The organism is Streptomyces sp. NPDC030840, from assembly GCF_055572015.1.
This window is the reverse complement of the sequence record NZ_JBVIEE010000018.1, coordinates 111493-129177: the sequence shown is the minus strand read 5'-3', so window position 1 is coordinate 129177 and position 17685 is coordinate 111493. Positions and strand designations below refer to the sequence as shown.

Below are 17685 nucleotides of genomic sequence, written 5' to 3'. Positions count from 1 at the left end.
TGGCAGTGCGGCCATTCAAGTATCAACAGCCTCGCTGAATGGAAAACGCGCCTCTTCAGATACGGACGTTGGAGCACCCGAAAGCGCGTGACCCATGGCTGTTCCGAGAAGACGGATGGCGTCCTCGGTGCCGTCAGCGTGACCCACAGCGTACGGACAGTCGTGATCGCCAGCAACCGCCGTCCACCCAAGGTGAGTTGGGAGGGCGCGGAGATCAGGGAACCGGCCTCGGCCCGCTTTCCGCCGGTCCGCCCACGGTCCCGGTCCCCGGCCTTGCGAAAGCCTCGGTCCCAGGCCCGGCGACGGTCCCCGTCCCAGGCCTGGCGAAGGCCTCGGGCTCAGGCCCGGCGACGCCCCCACTCGGGTCCGGTGCGTGCCCACTCCCGCTCCCACTCGGCCAGCCGGTGCCGCAGGGCGATCCGGCGGACCAGCAGGTTCGCGGCGAGAACGAGGGCGACTGCGCCGGCCGTGGTGCACGCCCCGAACGCCGTCGCGTGCTGCCAGATCGCCTCGCTCGTCGGCGGAGGGTCGACGCTGCGGCCGCGGCCGTCCAGCCACACATGAGCGGATTCCCCGCTCCGGGCGCCCGCCGACACCCGCGCCGGCCCGGTCCGGGTGCCCTCACGCGGATCCGTCCAGCGGGCCTTCACGGCGTAGGTGGGCTGCCTGCCGCCGTGCGCGGTGGGGGCGGCGGCCGGGGCGTCCGCCACCAGTACGGCACGCACCCGGTGCAGCCCCGCCCGCTGATCCGCGGCTTCGGCCCGCGCGGTGGCATGGGCCCAGGAACCCGCGGCCACCCCGGCCAGGGGCGCGCCCACGACGAGCAGGACCGCGACGACGAGAGCCGTCCACGCCTCGACCACGTCCGAGCGCCGGCGCAGCGGATTGGGGCGCCAGCGCCAGCCGCGCACCCGGGTTCGCATCTCCATCTCCTTCTGCCGACGGCCTCCTACGACCGGCCGAGCACCCCTCCAGCGACTGATCCGCACCCCCTGTGGAACTCGCCCTCCATCCGGTGAACCGAGGAGGAGCCCTCATGACCCGTGATCGCGCGGCCCCGGCCCGGCACGCACCGGTTCACAGGCCGTCGCACCCCGGCCGGGGGCGGCCCGGCACCCGGGCCTGTACGCCGACGGGAGCACGGCCGTCCGACAACGGCAGCTCCCGCGGTTCTCCTCTGCCGCCGGAGTTCCCAGCCGCGTTCCCCCGAAACGCGGACCCGTAGCGGTCCCGCGAGCCCTCGACGGCCGGCGGGACCACGCGCGAGGCATGCGCCGGCCACGCGAAAGGCAGAAGTCATGAACCCGGGCACCCGTCCCATCACCGCGGGCGTCGACGGCTCGGCCGAGGGCCTCCAAGCCGCCGACTGGGCCGCCCGCGAGGCCGGGCGCCGCCGTCTCCCGCTGCGGCTGCTGCACGCGGGGAGCGATCCGTCCGTGCTGGACCACGCGGCCGTCCAACTGGCCTTCGCCCACCCGGCGTTGCCCATCGTCGTCCGCCGCACCGCTGCCCCCGCCGTCCCGGCGCTGATCGAGGCGGCCGCGGAGGCGCAGGCGCTGGTCCTCGGCTCCCGCGCATCCACCGGCATCACCGGGTTCCTCACCGGGTCGGTCGCCCTGGCCGTCGCGTCGCGCGCCGAACGACCGGTCGTGGTGGTGCGCGCCGGAGGGCAGCCGGAGGACGAACGACAGCCCGCGCTCGACGGCACCCCACCGCACCAGGCCCCCTACCTGCCGGTCGTCCTCGGCCTGGACCTTGGCCTGGAGGTGGACCGGGCCCCGGGACGGGGCGGGGGCCCTGCCCCGGACCGCCCGGCCGACGACCTCATCGCGTACGCCTTCGACGCGGCCGCCATCCGCTCGGCACCCCTGCACGTGGTCCACGCCTGGACGTCACCGCCGGTCGGCGGCCGCACACCGGCGGTCCCGCTGCCCGGGGACACGGCGCAGCACGCCGCCGACCGGCGCCGGGTCCTGACCGGCATCCTCCAGCCGTGGCGGGAGAAGTACCCCGCGACACCCGTCTCCGAAGAGGTGGTCCAGGCGCATCCCGGCCCGCACCTCCTGCGGGCCTGCGCCGGGGCCGGGCTCCTGGTCATCGGCCGCCGTCCGCCCACCGGGGCGGGCCTGGGCCGCGCTGCGCGCTCCGTGATCCAGCACGTCGCGTGCCCCGTAGCGGTGGTGCCGTACGACTGACCTCACGCTTCGGCGTACACGTCCCACGCTGACCGTTTGCGGGGCGTGGCCCTCCGGCCCGCGGGAATAGCCGGCGCGCGATCTTCCTTGGCGCAAGGTGCGGGCCCGGTGGCCCGCGGCGCGACCGGTGACCCGGTGACAGTGAAGGAGAGTGTGCGAACCCATGCCCAAGGCGTACGTCTTCACGCGGTACGGAGGCCCGGAGGTGGAGGCCCTGGTCGAGCAGGACAAGCCGAGCCCCGGCCCCGGGGAACTGCTCGTCGCGGTGCGCGCGGCCGGCGTCAACCCCGTCGACTTCAAGCAGCGCGGCGGCTACGCCCGTCCCGGCCAGAGCGCCCGGGAGCTGCCGGCCGTGTTCGGCAACGAGGTCGCCGGGGTCGTGGAGCGGGTGGGTCCGGACGTGACGGGATTCGCTGTCGGTGACGAGGTGTTCGGCAACCCGGTCGCCGGCGGATACGCCGAGTACGCGCTGCTGCCCGTCGCCGTGACCGCCCACAAGCCGGCGGAGATCTCCTTCACGGACGCCGCCGCCCTGCCCGTCGCGGCGGCGACCGCCTACGACGGCGTCCGCCAGCTGGACCTGCCCGCCGGTGCCACCCTCGTCGTCACCGGCGCGGGCGGCGGCGTAGGCGTGGCCGCCGTGCAGATCGCCCGGGCCTTCGGAGCGAAGGTCATCGGTGTGGCGAGCGAGGGCAAGAAGGTGTTCGTCGAGTCCCTGGGCGCCGTGCACGTGGCCTCGGGTCCCGGCTTCGTGACGGGCGTACGCGCCGCGGCGCCGGACGGCGTGGACGCGGTCTACGACCTGGTCGGCGGCGCGGTCCTGGAGTCGGCGGCCGCGTTGTTGGGCGACCGCACCAAGCTGATCACCGCTGGGGGCAAGGACATCGTGGGACGGCTCGGTGGGGCGCCCGTCGCCCGTGCCCGTACGGCCGCCGTGCTGGACGAGGTGGCGAAACTGGTCACCGGCGGCAGTCTGCGGCCCCACGTGACGCGGACGTTCCCCCTCGACAGGGCCGCCGAAGCACTGCGCACGGTCGAGGAGGGCCACGCCCGGGGCAAGATCGTGATCGAGGTCGGCGCATGAGCCGTATGAGTCGGAGTCATATGGGCGGTATGGGCCGTACGGGCGCGGCCCCCGCGACCCATGTCCTGGACAACCCCGCACTGACCGCTCTGACCGGCCCCCACGCCCGTTTCGCCGAGCGGCGCGGACGGATCCTGCGCTACCCCGCCGACGTGTCCCCGTGGCTGGCCCTGCCCGACGAGCCCGACGCCGCCGACTGGGCGGACGTGGCGGCGCTGGCGGGCCCCGGCGCGGAGGTCGCGCTGGCCGGCTTCCACGGGGCGCTGCCGGACGGCTGGGACGTGACGTTCAGCCTCGACGGTGTCCAGCTCGTCGGCGACGGTGCCGACGCCGCCCCCGACCCGGAGGCCGTACGGCTCGGCCCCGCCGACGTACCCGACATGCTCGACCTGGTCGCACGCACGAGGCCCGGCCCGTTCCTGCCCCGCACCGTCGAACTCGGCACCTACCTCGGGATACGCAGAGGCGGCGCTCTCGTCGCGATGGCGGGGGAGAGGCTGCACCCGCCCGGCTGGACCGAGATCAGCGCGGTGTGCACCGACCCGGACTTCCGCGGCGAGGGCCTCGCGACCCGGCTGATCCGCGCCGTGGCCCAGGGCATCCGCGAGCGCGGCGAGAGCCCGTTCCTCCACACCGGTGCGGACAACACCGGCGCCATACGGCTGTACGAGGCGCTGGGCTTCCGGCTGCGTCGCACCACCCGTTTCAGGGCGGTGCGCGTGCCCGTGACCGAAGGGCGGGAGGAGCGCGTGGCGGTCGGGAGGTGAGGCGTGACGGGCCGTCAGCCAAATGGGAGTGGTGGTGGGCGCCCGTGGGGTACTGTGGACGGCCAGTCGTCACGTCTTCGGGGGAGGTGGGAATCATCACCGCTGTGTCAGGTCGGGTGCTCTCACCTCGAAGCGGCACGGTGCGCTGACACCGGTCACCGCCCAGAGCACCCTTCGGCCCACCGAAAGGCTCTCGGCTTTCATGCGTTTTCTCTCGACTCCCGCCGTCGTCACCGCGCTTCGCTCCGCGGGCTGCGTCTTCGCAGAGGACGAGGCGGAGTTGATCCTTTCCACCGCCCGCACCCCCGACGAGGTCGCCGCCATGCTGGAACGGCGCATCGCGGGTCTCCCCCTCGAACACGTCGTCGGCTGGGCCCGGTTCCGGGGGCTGCGCATCACCGTCGAACCCGGCGTGTTCGTACCCCGCCGCCGTACCGAGTTCCTCGTCGAACAGGCGCTGGCCGCGGCGCCCGGCGCGTCCGTCGTCGTGGACCTGTGCTGCGGCTCGGGCGCGGTCGGGGCGGCGCTGGCCGCGTCCCTCGACGGCGCCGTGCTGCACGCCGCCGACATCGAGCCGACGGCGGTGCGATGCGCCCGCCGCAACGTCGCCCCCTTCGGGGGGCAGGTCCATGAGGGCGATCTCTTCGCCGCCCTGCCCGACACCCTGCTCGGCCGCGTCGACCTCCTCGCGGCGAACGTCCCGTACGTCCCCACCGGCGAGGTCCCCCTCCTGCCGACGGAGGCCCGCGACCACGAGCCGTGGGTCGCGCTGGACGGGGGTGCGGACGGGCTCGACATCCTGCGCCGGGTCGCGGCCGAAGCGTCCCGCTGGCTGGCGCCCGGCGGCCACCTGCTCGTCGAGACGAGCGCACGGCAGGCACCCGTCGCCGTGGAGACCCTCGCCCGCGGGGGGCTGAGCACACGCCTCGCGGTGTCGGAGGAGTGGGACGCCCACGTGGTGATCGGCACCAGAACCCCGGGGCTCGGCTAGCGACGCCCTCTGCCGGGTGTGGGCTTGCCCTCATCCATTGTGCAACTAATTGCAAAAACCGCGTGGCGTCGTCTACAACGGTCCGGACGACGCCGCGCACGGAGGGCCCGATGAACCGTTACCCACACCTGCTTCAGCCCCTGGACCTGGGCTTCACCACACTGCCCAACCGCGTTCTCATGGGCTCCATGCACATCGGTCTGGAGGAGGCGGAGCGGGGCTTCGAGCGCATGGCGGAGTTCTACGCGGCCCGGGCGCGCGGGGGAGTGGGCCTCATCGTCACCGGCGGTATCGCGCCCAACGAGGCGGGCCGGCCGTACGAGGGCGGCGCCAAGCTCACCACCGACGCGGAGGCCGAGCAGCACCGGCGGATCACCGATGCCGTGCACCGCGAAGGCGGCAGGATCGCGCTGCAGATCCTGCACTTCGGGCGCTACGCCTACCACCGCGACCTGGTCGCCCCGAGCGCCCTCCAGGCGCCGATCAGCCCCTACGTGCCGCATGCCCTCACCGACGCCGAGGTGGAGCAGACCATCGACGACTACGCGCGGACGGCCCGGCTCGCGCGGCGGGCCGGTTACGACGGCGTCGAGATCATGGGCTCCGAGGGCTATCTGATCAACGAGTTCACCGCCCGGCAGACCAATCAGCGCGAGGACCGCTGGGGCGGCTCGTACGAGAACCGCACGCGCTTCCCCGTCGAGATCGTGCGCCGGGTGCGCGAGGCGGTCGGCGAGGACTTCATCGTCGTCTACCGCCTGTCGATGCTCGATCTGGTGCCCGGCGGCTCCACGCTCGAAGAGGTGATCACGCTCGCCAGGGCCGTGGAGGCCGCCGGGGCGACGATCATCAACACGGGCATCGGCTGGCACGAGGCCCGTATCCCCACCATCGCCACGTCCGTTCCGCGCGGTGCCTACGCCTGGGTGACGAAGAAGGTCATGGGCGCCGTCTCGGTCCCGCTCGTCACCACCAACCGCATCAACACCCCCGAACTCGCCGAGCAGTTGCTCGCCGAGGGACACGCCGACATGGTGTCGCTGGCCCGGCCCATGCTCGCCGACCCCGACTTCGTCGCCAAGGCGCGTGACGGCCGCTCCGACACCATCAACACCTGCATCGGCTGCAACCAGGCCTGCCTCGACCACACCTTCAGCGGGCAGATCACCTCCTGCCTGGTCAATCCGCGCGCCTGCCACGAGACGGAACTGGTCCTCTCCCCGACCCGGCGTCGCAAGCGGATCGCCGTCGTCGGCGCCGGTCCCGCCGGACTCGCCTGCGCGGTCTCCGCCGCCGAACGCGGCCACGACGTCACGCTCCTCGACGGCGCGCAGGAGATCGGGGGCCAGCTGAACGTCGCGCGCAAGGTTCCCGGCAAGCAGGAGTTCGACGAGACGCTGCGGTACTTCCGGGCTCAGCTGGAACTGCGCGGTGTGGAGGTGCGGCTGGGCGCCTACGTCACCGCGGACGACCTCACCTCGTACGACGAGGTCGTCGTCGCCACCGGTGTCACCCCGCGTACGCCCGACATTCCCGGCGTCGACCACCCGAGCGTCCTCGGCTACCTCGACGTCCTGCGCGACGGCGCGCCGGTGGGCGAACGGGTCGCGGTCCTCGGCGCGGGCGGCATCGGCTTCGACGTCGCCGAGTACCTCACCGACGGCGGGGACAAGGCGAGCGAGGACCCGGCGGCGTACTTCCGGCAGTGGGGCGTCGACATGGACTACCGCGCACCCGGCGGCCTCGCCGCCCCCGAGCGGCCCACCCCGCCGCGCTCCGTGCACCTCCTGCAGCGCAAGACCACCAAGGTCGGCGCCGGGCTGGGCAGGACGACGGGCTGGATCCACCGCACCGAGCTCAAGCACCGCGGGGTCGTCATGGTCCCGGGCGTCCAGTACGACCTGATCGACGACGCCGGACTGCATGTCACGGTCGACGGTGTCCGTCAGGTCCTCCCCGTCGACACGGTCGTGCTCTGCACGGGGCAGGAGCCACGACGGGACCTGTACGAGGCCCTGGTCGCCGCGGGCCGCAGCGCGCATCTCATCGGCGGCGCGGACGTGGTAGCCGAACTGGACGCCAAGCGCGCCATCAAGCAGGGCACCGAGCTGGCGGCGGTGCTCTAGGCGTCCTCGGGCCGCCCTCGGCCGTACCTAGGATGAGCTCATGTCACTCCCGCACGCGATCCTCACCGCTCTGCTCGAGAAGCCGTCGTCGGGGCTCGAGTTGACCCGACGGTTCGACAGGTCGATCGGCTACTTCTGGTCGGCGACGCACCAGCAGATCTATCGCGAGCTGGGAAGACTGGAGAACGAGGGCTACATCCGGGCTCTTCCGGCCGAGCAGCCGTCGCGCGGGCAGAAGAAGAGTTACGAGGTGCTGCCCGCGGGCCGTGCCGAGCTGGCCCGCTGGACCGCCGCCTCCCAGGACCCCAAGCCGCTGCGGGACACCCTGCTGCTGAGGCTGCGCGCCTCGGCAGTGGTCGGCACAACGGGCATCGAGCACGACCTGCGCCGTCATCTTGCCCTGCACAAACGGCAGTTGGAGGAGTACGAGGAGATCCAGCGGCGCGACTTCGGACCCGGCAGGGACGCGCCGCAGGACCGTCTGCAGCATCTGATCCTGAGGGCGGGCATCGACCTGGAGACGTTCTGGACGCGGTGGCTGACCCACGCCCTGGAGGAGTTCGAGCGCCTGCTCGCGCCCGAGGGCTCCTCATAGGTTCGCGCCAGGAGTCACAGGCGGTGCGGCTTGGCCCGGCGGCGCAGGTACCAGACCGTCGCCCCCAGGCCCGTGACCACCATGACGCCGCCGCCCACCAGCGTGAGGGTGCCGTAGTCCTTGGCGGCCCCGCCGAAACCGCCCATGACCCCGCGCGAGGGTGAGGCCGTCGCGGAGATGGTGCGCGTGGGTGTGGGCGTGGGTGTGCGGGTGGGCGTGGGCGTGCCGGAGACGATGATGGACTGCGTGCCGGCCGTGGTGCCGTTGTTGCAGATCACGATCACGGTGTAGGTGCCGGGACTGACGTTGCCCCAGGCGGCGGACTGGGTGGTACTCGACCCCGACAGCGTCGCCTGGCGTCCCTGGGCGAAGCTCGTCTGTCCGCCGGCCAGCAGCGAGGCACGGCCGAACGCGCCGTTGGCGTCCTGGGTGGGACACGCACTGGTGGTGACCGTGACGTTGGAGCCGGTGGTGCTCACCGAGATCCCCGGCGCGGCATGCGCCGGAGCGGCCAGGGCGAGCGGCAGCGCCGCGGCGGCGGTCGCCGTCAGGCAGGAGCGGACGAGTGGCTGAATGGTGCGCATAGGACTGCCCTCCGGCGGCACGGTTGGCGGTACGTCCCTTGCGCCGCCGAGGATCGGGAAACCCCGTGCCCCCTCTGAGGCAGCCAACGTGCCCCCGGCCCCTGCCGCATGCGGACCGCCCCCGGCCAGGTGACGGATTCCTTCCTCCGAGGGAACCTCCGCCCCCGCGCGCCTTCAGGGACTCATCGCCCCGTGGTCACGGTGCGCTCCGCCGAGAAGCCGCCCCACTCTCCGTCCGGAAGTCTCGCCCTGATCCGCACCCGGTGCGTCACTCCGGCCTCGCGCCCCACGTAGAAGCCGTACTCGGCGCGGTCCTGGGGCGCCGTGCCACCCCAGACGAGCGAGGTGGCGACCTGCCCGTCGACGTGGACCTCGTACTCCGTGATCACCCCGTCGGCACGCGGCGGGACCCAGGCCAGGTCGATGTAGTACGCCCCGTCGGTGCGCCGCGCCGTCGCGCGGAACCGGGTGGGCGACGTGCCCCGGCCGTCGTCCGCTCCCGGTGGGGTCGTGAGCCGCACGGCCTCGCTCGCAGGCGAGACGTTGTCCGCCGCGTCCCTGGCCCGCACGGAGAACACGTAGCGCGTGCCCGGCCGCAACCCCGTCACCACGGTCGCGGTCTGCGCACCGCCCACACTGTGCACCTTCGAGCCGCCCTGCAGGATGTCGTACGAGACCACACCCCGGTCGTCCGCCGACCTCCTCCAGGACAGGTGAACCGCCCGGCTGCCGGCCACCGTGCCCCTCGGGCGCTCCGGCCGGCTCGGCGCCCTGCTGTCGGCGGCGACCGCGGCGGGCGTCGTGGCCCGCACCCGTGGGCTGGGCGGTCCCAGCTCGCCTCCGCCGCCCCGCGCACGGACCGTGAACACGTACGTGGTGGACGGCTCGAGTCCGGTGACGTCCACCATGTGGTCCCCGCCGGGCACGTCCTTCACCTTCGTGGTGCCGCGATACACCTCGTACCCGGCGACCTCCGGCTTCCCGGGCGCCCTGTTCCACATGACGTGCACGCTGGTGGCGCTGCCCGCCGCGGCGGTGACCCCGGCGGGCGCGCCGGGCGGGCGGCCTTCGGGCTCCTCGTCCCGGGTGCACGCCACGGCGAGGCACAGCGAGCCACAGAGCACCAGCACAGCAACGCGACGCACGGCTCTGCCCTCCCCGGACTGCGGATTGGTCTGTACCTATTGGGCAGCCTTTTGCATGTCCTCGTCAAGGGAGTGGGGGCTGTGACGTCGAGCTGTCGCTCACCTGGCCGATGGCGGATGGTCACGCGCGCGACCATTGCGCCGGATCGGGACAACGACTACGTATGCTGAGGCTCTGACGCGGCGTGAACTAGCCCTCGTCCGAGGACGCTTCACGCTGCCCGGCGCGGCCCGCTGTCGTCGCTGATCCCGCGCCGAGGCCAGTGGCCGAGCGCCCGGCCCGCAACGGACCGGGCGCTCGGCCGCACGGGTGCACCACGGTGAGGCCGTGCTTCATCCCGACGCGCCGCACCGCCTCGCGCCGTGACCTTGCTTCACCGCGTGCGGATGATCGTTTCAATGTCCCCGACGAGGGGCCCCATCGTGCGTGCCCGGTCGCTGGTGCCGGCCTAGGTGGTGCCACCCTGATCGCCCTCGTGAACGGTGTCCGCCGAGGCGCACGCACGGCCGTTTGTCGGGTTCGAGGGGGTCAGGGTCACCGACCTGTTGCAGGCTGGACGAGTCCGAGGGGAGGCGCTGGTGCGGAAACTGGTGGGGCAGAAGTGAAGCCGGGTGCGCCCGGCGGCGAAACGCCGTGCGCGTTCAGGGGAGGGTGACGTGCCGCGGCCGGACGCCGGAGCCCGCCCTCGGCGGCTCCGGCACGCACACGGGCCGGGTCACTCCTTCCGGTACGAGTACGCCTCCGTGGCCGCCGCCTCCACGGTCGCGAGGTCCGCGCCCGCAGAGGCCGTGACGACCGCGGCGACCGCGCCCTCGACGAAGGGGGCGTCGATCAGGCGCGTGCCCGCGGGCAGCTCGTCGCCCTCGGCGAGCAGGGCCTTCACGGTGAGGACGGCGCTGCCGAGGTCGGTCAGGACCGCGACTCCGGCGCCGCGGTCCACGGCGGCGGCCGCCGCCGACACCAGCTCGGGGCTCGTGCCCAGTCCGCCGTCCGGGGTGCCGCCCGCCGGGGCGACGGGGGCGGTGGGGCCGCCGCCCGCGAGGCCCTTCGCCAGCTCGGCGACCGAGGACGCGACGGCGGCGCTGTGCGAGACGAGAACGATGCCGACCAGAGTGCCCGCGGCGTCCGTGGCGTCCATGGCGTCACTCACCGGCAGCCTCCGCCGCCTCGACGAGTGTCGCGATCAGCAGCGCACTGGACGTGGCACCGGGATCCTGATGCCCGATGCTCCGCTCACCCAGGTAGCTGGCCCGGCCCTTGCGGGCCTGCAGCGGTGTCGTCGCCTCGGCCCCCTGCTCCGCGGCGGCCCGCGCCGCGGCGAACGACTCGCTGAGCGCGTCGACGGCCGGCACCAGCGCGTCGACCATGGTCTTGTCGCCGGGGGCGGCACCGCCGAGCGACATCACCGCGTCGACACCCGTGCGCAGCGCGTCCGTGAGCTGCTCCTCGGTGACCTCGGCAGCGTCCCCGAGCGCCTTGCCGGTACGGCGCAGCAGCGTGCCGTACAGCGGGCCGGAGGCGCCGCCCACCGTCGAGATCAGCTGCCGCCCGGCGAGCACCAGGACCGCGCCCGGCGTCCCGGGGGACTCCTTCTCCAGTGCGGCCACCACGGCGGTGAACCCGCGCTGCAGATTGCTGCCGTGGTCGGCGTCCCCGATCGGCGAGTCGAGGGCGGTGAGCCGCTCGGCCTCGCGGTCCACGGCAGCCGCGGTGGCCGTCATCCAACGGCGGAAGAAGTCGGCGTCGAGCACGGAATCTCCTTGCCTTATGAAAGCTGATGCGCTGAACGAGTTGGGGCGCGACTGCCGGCGGCTGCGTGGGCGCCGCTCAGACACCCCACCGCAGCCCCGGCGTCTTCACCGGCGCGTCGTACAACCGCAGCAACTCCTCGTCGACCTGACACAACGTCACCGACGCGCCCGCCATGTCGAGCGAGGTGACGTAGTTGCCGACGAGGGTGCGCGCCACGGCCACTCCGCGCTCGGTGAGCGCGCGCTGTACCTCGGCGTTGAAGCCGTACAGCTCCAGCAGCGGGGTGGCGCCCATTCCGTTGACGAGGAGCAACACCGGGTTGCGCGGGTTCATGTCCTCCAGGATGGCGTTCACCGCGAAGTCGGCGATCTCGCCGGAGGTCATCATCGCGCGCCGCTCGCGCCCCGGCTCGCCGTGGATGCCGATGCCCAACTCCAGTTCTCCGGCGGGGAGGTCGAAGGTGGGGCTGCCCTTGGCGGGGGTCGTACAGGCGCTGAGTGCGACACCGAAGGTGCGGGAGTTCTCGTTGACCTGGCGTGCCAGCGACTCGACGCGCTCCAGGGGCTGCCCCTCCTCGGCGGCGGCTCCGGCGATCTTCTCCACGTACAGGGTGGCACCGGTGCCGCGCCGTCCCGCGGTGTAGAGACTGTCGGTCACGGCGACGTCGTCGTTGACGAGCACCTTGGCGATCTGGATGCCCTCGTCCTCGGCGAGCTCCGCCGCCATGTCGAAGTTGAGTACGTCACCGGTGTAGTTCTTCACGATGAACAGCACGCCCGCGCCGCTGTCCACCGCGGCCGCCGCCCGCACCATCTGGTCCGGCACGGGCGAGGTGAACACCTCACCGGGGCAAGCCGCGGACAGCATGCCCGGCCCCACGAACCCACCGTGCAACGGCTCGTGTCCCGAGCCTCCACCCGAGACCAGCGCCACCTTCCCGGCCACCGGAGCGTCCCGTCGCACGATCACCCGGTTGTCGACATCCACGGTCAGCTCGGGGTGCGCCGCCGCCAGCCCGCGGAGCGCGTCCGCGACGACCGTCTCCGCGACGTTGATGAGCATCTTCATGGGTACCTCCTGGGGAGAGTGGCAGATGGCCCACTGGCCCCTATTATCGCTGGTCAGAGTGGGCGGGGCCAGTTCTCGATCTTGACGTTTCGGTGGTGGTTCGGAAACGATTTCGGCGGTAGGGGCGCCCGACCTGTCGCTGACTTCGGTGACGGATCGTCACGATCCCCTGCTGTGTGGACATCGGTGGGTTGAAGCGCTGCTGTCGGCAGTATCGACCTTGAGGCAGCGAAGGTCACGTGGGGGGACGGGGTCGGGCGTGCCCCGGCCGCGCAAGCGGTGTGGTGTGTCAGCGAGAGCCGAGGTGGCTCGTCAGTCGCTCGGCGGCTGTCCCTGCCCGTGACCGGAGTTGGGCGGAGCACCGTCCAAGCGGCCAGGAGGAACTCCTCGGTGTGGTGGTCACAAGGCCGGCCGGTGCTCAGCAAGGGTGCGCTGCCGGACCGGGCGCCTCTGCGCCGGTGGAGCCGGGGTCATCAGCCGCGCGACACAGCCGGCGAATTCGGCGTGGAACTTCGACCGTGGCCGTGGCACTCCGGGACTTTTCGACGAGGCCCCCGGCACGGGCGACGGCGACGACGTCGAGGACCTGCCCGCCCGCGATCGCGTAGTGCGCGAAGTGCCGTGCGTGCCCTCGGCCAGCTCGGCCGCCGGTACGGCGTCGAGCCCGGCCAGCCGGTGCTCCTCCGGGAGGGCGAGGACCATGTCCTCCAGCAGCAGGCCGACCGCCGTGAGGTCCGGCGGGTACTCCGGCCGCCAGCGCAGGAATCCCACGTCGACCCGGCCGGAGGCCAGCGCCTCCAGCTGGGCCGGGGTCTCCAGCTCCCGCACCCTGATCGTCACGTCCTCGTCGTGCCGCGCGCAGTCGGCCAGGACCCGGGTGAGGACACCGGAGAAGGCGGCGGAGGCCACGTAGGCGATCTCCGCCCCGCCGAGTTCGCCGCGACCCGCCCTGCGGTCCACGGCCTCCGCCCTCGCCACCTGCGCCAGGGTGAGCCGGGCCTCTTCCAGGAACAGCTCGCCGGCGGCGGTCAGCCGCGGCCGGGAGCGGCGGCCGCGGTCGATGAGCCGCACGCCGAGCTCGGTCTCCAGTGCCTTGATCTGCGCGCTGAGCGTGGACGGGGCGAGATGCAGCCGGTCGGCGGCGCGCCCGAAGTGCAGGTCCTCGGCGACCGCCACGTACGACGTCAGCCAGCGCAGCTCCATCGCGGCACTCCCTGCCTTCAAGCTCCCTGGAAACGGCGTCCGGCTTCCCGCCGACGTCGCGAGGGAGCCCTATGTCTGTGCTAACGATAGCATTCTCGCGACGCCACTCCCTCCACCTCCTTGCCGTCCGATCGCGATCAGCGCCCGCGCACCCATTGACCTGACGCGTCCATGCATCTAGCCTCCGTCCTCATATGTAGACGACGTCTTCATATGAGGACCGCATTCGATGGAGTGAACATGGTGGAAACAGCCGACGTCGTCGGGCGCCTGGGTCGGGGCATGGCCCGGGGCGTTCTGTCCTTCCCCCTCACCAGCTTCCGCGAGGACGGTGCCCTGGACCTGGACGCGTACCGCTCCTACCTCGCCCTCCAGCTCGCCGCCGAACCGGGCGCGGTCTTCCCCGCCTGCGGCACCGGGGAGTTCACGGCGCTGGACGAGGACGAGTACCGTCAGGTCGTCACGGCCGCGGTGGAGGCGGCCGACGGGCGTGTCCCCGTCGTCGCGGGCATCGGCTACGGCTGGGCGCAGGCCCTGCGGTTCGCGCGCGTCGCCGAGGAGGCGGGCGCCGACGCCGCGCTGGTGCTCCCGCACTACCTGGTGAAGGCCCCGCAGGACGGCCTGGTGGAGCAGCTGCGCCGGATCGCGTCCGGCACCCGCCTGCCCCTCATCGCCTACCAGCGGGACCAGGTCTCCTTCACAGCCGACGGGCTGCGCCGTATCGCGGAGATCCCCACCGTCATCGGCCTGAAGGACGGGCACAGCGATCTCGACCGCCTCCAGCGGTTGACGCTCGCGGCACCCGAGGGCTTCCTGTTCTTCAACGGGGCGGCGACGGCCGAGATCCAGGCCCGTGCCTACGCCGCGGTGGGCGTCCCCGCGTACTCGTCGGCCGTCCACGCCTTCGCCCCGGAGATCGCGCGCGCCTTCTTCGGCGCCTTCCGGGAGGGCGACACGGCCAGGATGGACGAGCTGCTGCGCGGCTTCTTCGTCCCGTTCGTCGAACTGCGCGACCGGGTCCCCGGCTACGCGGTCTCCCTCGTCAAGGCCGCCGCCCGGCTGCGCGGCCTGCCCGTCGGTCCGGTGCGCGCACCGCTCACGGACCCCGGCCCCGACGACCTCGCCGAGCTGACCAAGCTGCTGGATCACGGTCTGGGGCTCGCCGGCGCCGCACGCTGACCCCTTCGCACATCCCATCGCCAAGTCCTCGACGGCACTTCACGCACGCACCGCCGCAGCGCCCGTGCACACGCACCGCCGCAGCGCCCGTGCACACGCACCACCGCAGCGCCCGTGCACACGCACCACCGCACCGCCAGTTCAAGGGAGAGCTGACACATGCCGCTCGTCGTTGTCGGGATCAGTGTCCTGGTCCTCCTCGTCCTAATGACGAAGCTCAGACTGAACGGCTTCGCCGCCCTGCTCCTCGTGGCCGTGGGCGTCGCCCTCGTCCAGGGGATAGGCCTTGAGGACATCCCGGACGTCCTCTCCACGGGGATCGGGGACCAGATCGGCGACACCATGCTGACCATCGGACTCGGCGCCATGGTCGGCCGCGTGATGGGGGACTCCGGTGCCGCCCAGCGGATCGCCGACAGGATCCTCGCCGTCTGCGGCCCGCGCTGGGTCCAGGTCGCGATGGTGGTGACCGCCATGGTCATCGGCGTGACCATGTTCTACGAGGTCGCTTTCGTCATCATCGTGCCGGTCGCGTTCACCCTCGTCCGGGTCACCCGTTCGAACCTGCTGTGGGTGGGGCTGCCCATGTCGATCGCCCTGTCCACCATGCACAGTTTCCTGCCGCCCCACCCGGGCCCGACCGCGGTGGCCGCGACCTTCCACGCGTCCGTCGGACTGACCCTGTTCTACGGGCTGTTCATCGCCGTCCCCATCGGAGCGCTGATCGCCCTGCTGTGGCCCCGCATCCCGTTCGTACGGGTGATGAACCCGTCCATCCCCAAGGGCCTGGTCAGCGAGCGCGTCTTCGAGGACGAGGAGATGCCCGGCCTCGGCTGGTCCCTGGCGGTGGCCCTGTTGCCCGTGGTGCTGATCGCCGGAGCCGCGGTGACCGACCTGTCCACCTCCTCCTCGAACGCGCCGCTGCACTTCGTCGCCTTCATCGGATCGGCGCCGATCGCCCTGCTGCTCACGCTGCTCGTCGCGGTCTGGGCGTTCGGCCCCCGGATCGGGCGCAGCCTCACGGAGGTCAGTACCTCCTGCAAGGAGGCGGCCCAGGCGATGGCGATGATCCTGCTGGTGATCGGCGCGGGCGGGGCCTTCAAGAACGTCCTCGTCGAAGGCGGGATCGCCGACTACATCAAGGACACCACCGACGGCTGGTCCATCTCCCCGATCATCCTGGCCTGGCTGATCGCGGCCATCCTCCGCGTGGCCCTCGGCTCGGCGACCGTCGCCGTCGTCACCGCCTCCGGGGTGGCGCTGCCACTGCTCGCGGGCAGCGGCGTCCATCCCGAGATCATGGTGCTGGCCGTCTCCTGCGGCTCCATCGCCTTCTCCCACGTCAACGACCCGGGCTTCTGGATGTTCAAGGAGTACTTCAACCTGTCCGTCCTGGACGCCATCAAGGCGCGCACCACCTACACCACGGTGCTCGCGATCCTCGGCCTGGGAGGTGTACTCGTCCTGGAACAGGTCCTCGACGCGCTGAGCATCTGATGTACCGAAATCGTCCGTCGACAGCGCTGACACCGCTGACACACCCGGCGCGTCAGCTCCCTCACGAGAAGGGCATCGCCGTCATGAGCCAGCCCGTCGTCACCAAGTTCTCCGTCCACCCGGTCGCCGGCCGGGACTCCATGGCGCTCAACCTCTCCGGCGCCCACGCTCCTTACTTCACCCGCAACGTCGTCGTCATCGAGGACTCCGAGGGACGTACGGGCCTGGGCGAGGTACCGGGCGGGGAGAAGATCACCCGAACCCTGCGCGACGCGGCGCCGCTCGTCGTCGGGGCGCGCGTGGGCGACTACAAGCGCGTCCTGCGCACGATGCAGGCCACGTTCGCCGACCGCGACTCCGGCGGACGTGGCGCCCAGACCTTCGACCTGCGCACCACCGTGCACGCGGTCACCGCCGTCGAGTCGGCCCTCCTCGACCTGCTCGGCCAGCACCTGGACCTCCCCGTCGCCGCGCTGCTGGGCGACGGCAAGCAGCGCGACGCCGTGCGGGTCCTCGGCTACCTGTTCTACGTAGGCGACCCCGACCGCACCGACCTGGACTACCTCCGCGAGCCCGACGCGGACGTGGAGTGGTACCGGATCCGGCGTGAGGAGGCGCTGACCCCCGAGGCGATCGTCCGCCAGGCCGAGGCCACCCATGACCGGTACGGCTTCCAGGACTTCAAGCTCAAGGGTGGTGTCCTGGAGGGCAGCGAGGAGGTCAGGGCCGTCCAGGCGCTCAAGGAGCGGTTCCCCGAGGCCCGGATCACCCTGGACCCCAACGGCGCGTGGTCGCTGCGCGAGGCGGTCGAACTGTGCCGCCCCCTCGTCGGCACGCTCGCCTACGCCGAGGACCCCTGCGGTGCGGAGGGCGGCTTCTCCGGCCGGGAGATCCTCGCCGAGTTCCGACGGGCCACCGGACTGCCCACGGCGACCAACATGATCGCCACCGACTGGCGGCAGCTGACCCACGCCCTGGCCCTGCAGTCGGTCTCCATCCCGCTCGCCGATCCCCACTTCTGGACCATGCAGGGGTCGGTACGGGTCGCCCAGCTCTGCAACGCCATGGGACTGACCTGGGGATGCCACTCCAACAACCACTTCGACATCTCGCTCGCGATGATGGCGCACTGCGGGGCCGCCGCGCCCGGCGAGTACAACGCCCTCGACACCCACTGGATCTGGCAGGAAGGACAGGAACGGCTCACCGTCGAACCGCCGCGCATCATCGGCGGCGAGGTCGCCGTCCCGGACACGCCGGGCCTCGGCGTCCGGCTCGACATGGACCGTCTCCTCGCGGCCCAGGAGCTCTACGAGGAGAAGGCGCTGTCCGGCCGTGACGACGCGATAGGGATGCAGTACCTGATCAAGGACTGGACCTTCGACAGCAAGCGGCCCTGCCTCGTGCGCTGAGTACGGCCGGGACGCGCTCCGCCGACGCCGAGCCGCACTCTCGACGGAGCCGTCCGCCACGAACGGCACCCAGGGCCGCTTCGCGG

Annotated in this window: 16 protein-coding genes; 9 read left to right on the top strand and 7 right to left on the bottom strand. The window is 72.3% G+C overall.

From position 1 onward, the window contains the following. Positions 1–338: 338 nt before the first annotated feature. On the bottom strand, positions 339–923 hold the full coding sequence (locus ACZ49J_RS31735; protein ID WP_467453963.1) for an Rv1733c family protein: 585 nt from the start codon (positions 921–923) through the stop codon (positions 339–341). A 375-nt stretch (positions 924–1298) separates the two neighbouring features. Between ACZ49J_RS31735 and ACZ49J_RS31730 the strand changes: the two genes are divergently transcribed. The 6 genes from ACZ49J_RS31730 to ACZ49J_RS31705 all read left to right on the top strand — a co-directional run bounded on the left by ACZ49J_RS31730 (position 1299) and on the right by ACZ49J_RS31705 (position 7758). Then, entirely contained in the window at positions 1299–2195 is an 897-nt protein-coding gene (locus tag ACZ49J_RS31730) for a universal stress protein (RefSeq protein WP_467453964.1), read from the top strand. 163 nt (positions 2196–2358) lie between these two features. Next, positions 2359–3279, top strand: coding sequence for an NADP-dependent oxidoreductase (locus ACZ49J_RS31725; protein WP_467453965.1), 921 nt, complete (start codon positions 2359–2361; stop codon positions 3277–3279). A 5-nt stretch (positions 3280–3284) separates the two neighbouring features. Further along, entirely contained in the window at positions 3285–4046 is a 762-nt protein-coding gene (locus tag ACZ49J_RS31720; RefSeq protein ID WP_467454082.1) for a GNAT family N-acetyltransferase, read from the top strand. Positions 4047–4248: 202 nt separating this feature from the next. Then, on the top strand, positions 4249–5037 hold the full coding sequence (locus ACZ49J_RS31715) for a putative protein N(5)-glutamine methyltransferase (protein WP_467453966.1): 789 nt from the start codon (positions 4249–4251) through the stop codon (positions 5035–5037). A 110-nt stretch (positions 5038–5147) separates the two neighbouring features. Next, positions 5148–7163: an oxidoreductase gene (locus tag ACZ49J_RS31710; RefSeq protein WP_467453967.1), complete on the top strand. Its 2016-nt coding sequence runs from the start codon at positions 5148–5150 to the stop codon at positions 7161–7163. A gap of 40 nt (positions 7164–7203) precedes the next feature. Further along, positions 7204–7758 carry a PadR family transcriptional regulator gene (locus tag ACZ49J_RS31705; protein WP_467453969.1) on the top strand — a complete coding sequence of 185 codons (555 nt, stop codon included), beginning with the start codon at positions 7204–7206 and terminating at the stop codon, positions 7756–7758. A gap of 14 nt (positions 7759–7772) precedes the next feature. Here the strand turns inward: ACZ49J_RS31705 and ACZ49J_RS31700 are convergent, their stop codons facing one another. The 6 genes from ACZ49J_RS31700 to ACZ49J_RS31675 all read right to left on the bottom strand — a co-directional run bounded on the left by ACZ49J_RS31700 (position 7773) and on the right by ACZ49J_RS31675 (position 13511). Then, on the bottom strand, positions 7773–8342 hold the full coding sequence (locus ACZ49J_RS31700; RefSeq protein WP_467453971.1) for a hypothetical protein: 570 nt from the start codon (positions 8340–8342) through the stop codon (positions 7773–7775). Positions 8343–8524: 182 nt separating this feature from the next. Continuing rightward, positions 8525–9487 carry a fibronectin type III domain-containing protein gene (locus ACZ49J_RS31695; protein ID WP_467453972.1) on the bottom strand — a complete coding sequence of 321 codons (963 nt, stop codon included), beginning with the start codon at positions 9485–9487 and terminating at the stop codon, positions 8525–8527. 716 nt (positions 9488–10203) lie between these two features. Next, complete coding sequence (locus ACZ49J_RS31690) at positions 10204–10626, bottom strand: PTS-dependent dihydroxyacetone kinase phosphotransferase subunit DhaM (RefSeq protein WP_467454083.1); 423 nt, start codon at positions 10624–10626, stop codon at positions 10204–10206. Between the two features lie 4 nt (positions 10627–10630). Next, the gene (dhaL, locus tag ACZ49J_RS31685) at positions 10631–11239 is read right to left on the bottom strand and encodes a dihydroxyacetone kinase subunit DhaL (RefSeq protein ID WP_467453973.1); all 609 of its coding nucleotides are present in this window, start codon (positions 11237–11239) and stop codon (positions 10631–10633) included. A 76-nt stretch (positions 11240–11315) separates the two neighbouring features. After that, entirely contained in the window at positions 11316–12308 is a 993-nt protein-coding gene (gene dhaK / locus ACZ49J_RS31680; protein WP_467453974.1) for a dihydroxyacetone kinase subunit DhaK, read from the bottom strand. A gap of 399 nt (positions 12309–12707) precedes the next feature. Continuing rightward, on the bottom strand, positions 12708–13511 hold the full coding sequence (locus ACZ49J_RS31675; protein WP_467453975.1) for a LysR family transcriptional regulator: 804 nt from the start codon (positions 13509–13511) through the stop codon (positions 12708–12710). 240 nt (positions 13512–13751) lie between these two features. On the opposite strand from ACZ49J_RS31675, the gene ACZ49J_RS31670 reads away from it, so the two are divergent. The 3 genes from ACZ49J_RS31670 to ACZ49J_RS31660 all read left to right on the top strand — a co-directional run bounded on the left by ACZ49J_RS31670 (position 13752) and on the right by ACZ49J_RS31660 (position 17599). Then, positions 13752–14690: a 5-dehydro-4-deoxyglucarate dehydratase gene (locus ACZ49J_RS31670; RefSeq protein ID WP_467453976.1), complete on the top strand. Its 939-nt coding sequence runs from the start codon at positions 13752–13754 to the stop codon at positions 14688–14690. A 159-nt stretch (positions 14691–14849) separates the two neighbouring features. Continuing rightward, positions 14850–16187: a gluconate:H+ symporter gene (locus ACZ49J_RS31665; RefSeq protein WP_467453977.1), complete on the top strand. Its 1338-nt coding sequence runs from the start codon at positions 14850–14852 to the stop codon at positions 16185–16187. An 83-nt stretch (positions 16188–16270) separates the two neighbouring features. Further along, positions 16271–17599, top strand: coding sequence for an enolase C-terminal domain-like protein (locus ACZ49J_RS31660; protein WP_467453979.1), 1329 nt, complete (start codon positions 16271–16273; stop codon positions 17597–17599). The last annotated feature ends 86 nt before the right edge of the window (positions 17600–17685 follow it).

Coding starts and splice junctions, on each gene's coding strand:
- ACZ49J_RS31735 (WP_467453963.1), bottom strand. CDS start 923: ATGCGAACCCGGGTGCGCGGCTGGCGCTGGCGCCCCAATCCGCTGCGC.
- ACZ49J_RS31730 (WP_467453964.1), top strand. CDS start 1,299: ATGAACCCGGGCACCCGTCCCATCACCGCGGGCGTCGACGGCTCGGCC.
- ACZ49J_RS31725 (WP_467453965.1), top strand. CDS start 2,359: ATGCCCAAGGCGTACGTCTTCACGCGGTACGGAGGCCCGGAGGTGGAG.
- ACZ49J_RS31720 (WP_467454082.1), top strand. CDS start 3,285: ATGAGTCGGAGTCATATGGGCGGTATGGGCCGTACGGGCGCGGCCCCC.
- ACZ49J_RS31715 (WP_467453966.1), top strand. CDS start 4,249: ATGCGTTTTCTCTCGACTCCCGCCGTCGTCACCGCGCTTCGCTCCGCG.
- ACZ49J_RS31710 (WP_467453967.1), top strand. CDS start 5,148: ATGAACCGTTACCCACACCTGCTTCAGCCCCTGGACCTGGGCTTCACC.
- ACZ49J_RS31705 (WP_467453969.1), top strand. CDS start 7,204: ATGTCACTCCCGCACGCGATCCTCACCGCTCTGCTCGAGAAGCCGTCG.
- ACZ49J_RS31700 (WP_467453971.1), bottom strand. CDS start 8,342: ATGCGCACCATTCAGCCACTCGTCCGCTCCTGCCTGACGGCGACCGCC.
- ACZ49J_RS31690 (WP_467454083.1), bottom strand. CDS start 10,626: ATGGACGCCACGGACGCCGCGGGCACTCTGGTCGGCATCGTTCTCGTC.
- dhaK (WP_467453974.1), bottom strand. CDS start 12,308: ATGAAGATGCTCATCAACGTCGCGGAGACGGTCGTCGCGGACGCGCTC.
- ACZ49J_RS31675 (WP_467453975.1), bottom strand. CDS start 13,511: ATGGAGCTGCGCTGGCTGACGTCGTACGTGGCGGTCGCCGAGGACCTG.
- ACZ49J_RS31670 (WP_467453976.1), top strand. CDS start 13,752: ATGGTGGAAACAGCCGACGTCGTCGGGCGCCTGGGTCGGGGCATGGCC.
- ACZ49J_RS31665 (WP_467453977.1), top strand. CDS start 14,850: ATGCCGCTCGTCGTTGTCGGGATCAGTGTCCTGGTCCTCCTCGTCCTA.
- ACZ49J_RS31660 (WP_467453979.1), top strand. CDS start 16,271: ATGAGCCAGCCCGTCGTCACCAAGTTCTCCGTCCACCCGGTCGCCGGC.